The organism is Acinetobacter sp. V2 (assembly GCF_001188385.1).
GTDB classification, from domain to species: Bacteria; Pseudomonadota; Gammaproteobacteria; order Pseudomonadales; family Moraxellaceae; genus Acinetobacter; species Acinetobacter oleivorans.
In genome coordinates, this window is record NZ_JZFB01000001.1 from 1428639 (window position 1) to 1430416 (window position 1778).

At 36.5% G+C, this 1778-nt stretch carries 1 protein-coding gene and 1 pseudogene; both read right to left on the reverse strand.

Features of this window, described 5'->3' with window-relative positions:
* Positions 1–206 (reverse strand): annotated as a pseudogene (locus UC75_RS20495) (hypothetical protein); the annotation flags it as partial.
* 100 nt (positions 207–306) lie between these two features.
* On the reverse strand, positions 307–1778 hold a 1472-nt coding region (locus tag UC75_RS06545), incomplete at its 5' end, for a peptidase M48 (RefSeq protein ID WP_228137140.1).

Consider the following 1778-nt stretch of genomic DNA (forward strand, 5'->3'; position numbering starts at 1 on the left):
ATTTTTGGAATATCGTTAATTTTTGGCTTTGCTGGCTGCTGCTCAAGAACTGTGGGTTCTACAGAGGGTAGTATGATCGGTTCTGGTTCTTCTACGACATGATCCCGCCAAAGGCTTTGAGCATTATTTTTTTGGCACACCTGTGTCTTAGGAATCCATACATCAATCCCTAAAGTCGCCAATATATTTCTTTGCTGCCCAATCATGTTTGAATCAATACCTCTACTTAAGCTACATTCTAACGGGCTTGAGTTTTTTTTTCAGTGTTTTATTTCGTTCAGCTGTTTTTATAATCGTAGATGTCTTTTAAATAATCATCACACTATTTCTTTTTTGCATTTGCTCAACAATTTCTTCTGTCTCAAAGCCAAATCGCCAATAAAGTAATTCAAGTACATCTAGTTCGTCTTGTGTGATAATACGATCACTCCACAAGCACATTTCTGCAATCGCAAGGATACTAAGACGGTCACGCAATAATAAACCTGCAATGTCATTTAAAATTTCAGCCAAATCTAAAGGCTCGTCTGAAATCTCATCATAAACATACATTTCATCTGGATTAAGTAACGAACGTAAAATACGTTCACGTACTTCTAACTGATTTGGACTATTAATTTGCTGAACATGAAGCAAGGCATCAATTAAACGAACAATTTGAGGTTTTACTTCTTCAAATGCTGTTGGCAAATGTAACGGCATTAAATTCAACTCATATTTAACCCGCTCCAGCAAAAGTGCATCTAGCAGACCAATCTCACCATCTTCTTGAATAATCAGCGCTAGTTTTGTTAGAAATTGCCGCGCAATGCTTGCTGGCATATGCCCAATGTTTTTACAAGCATCATGAAATATCTGAATATGGATACGCCCATCAAGATTTAATAAGGCATCAATAATGGCATGGCTAACTGGCGCATCTTTAGGGATGAATTCTCGATATTGGCGAATCATCAAAATAGCGACCATTACCTCACGTGAACCCGTAGCAGTTTGAAGTGCACGCTGAATTAGCTCAGGACGCTTTTTATTTCGACGCACATCACTACTAAGAGGCTTAATAGCATCATTTAATGCAAAACTAATGGGTGACAACCTTAATAAGGGTAAAGGTTGCGGAGATGACCATGGAACATAAATTTCTTTTTCAGATTCTTCTAAAAAATGAAATAAACTAAATAACGGACGATTGCGAAGCTTTTTTAAATTTTCTAATTGTAAATCTTGTAGCAAAGTCGGATTTAACTCGTAAATACGTTCACGAATACTTGGGTGAATATTCATCCAACTTTGCGGACTCAGTGAGTTAGCAAAACACATATGCGCGATTGATTCAGAATAGGCACTATGAATTTGTGAGCCAGAATGGTGAACATAAATACGCAACAAAGTCTGCGTATTAGCACTATTTTTTAATAATCGTACCGTTTTTTGGTCATTACGAAATGTGCGTCCACTCAAAGTTAAATATTTAATAAATCGGGTAATTAATACGCCTAGGCTTCCAGCTAGCCAAATGACACCACCCACTGCAACAAATACAGTTTCAAATTTATGTTTATAACCTGGGCTGTAGCGTTTAAAGCCTTGTTTTGCTAATTTACTGCCCCACTGACTAAATGTCGTTAATCCACTATATAAAATCTTTAATTTAGTATTTTCAACAGCTTCACCTGATAAAATCTGATTAAACTCATGACCCAACAAACCATATAGTTCAAGTTTATCCAAATTTTGCAAAGCTCCCCATGTCAAAATAATCACAATATCTTTAGGGT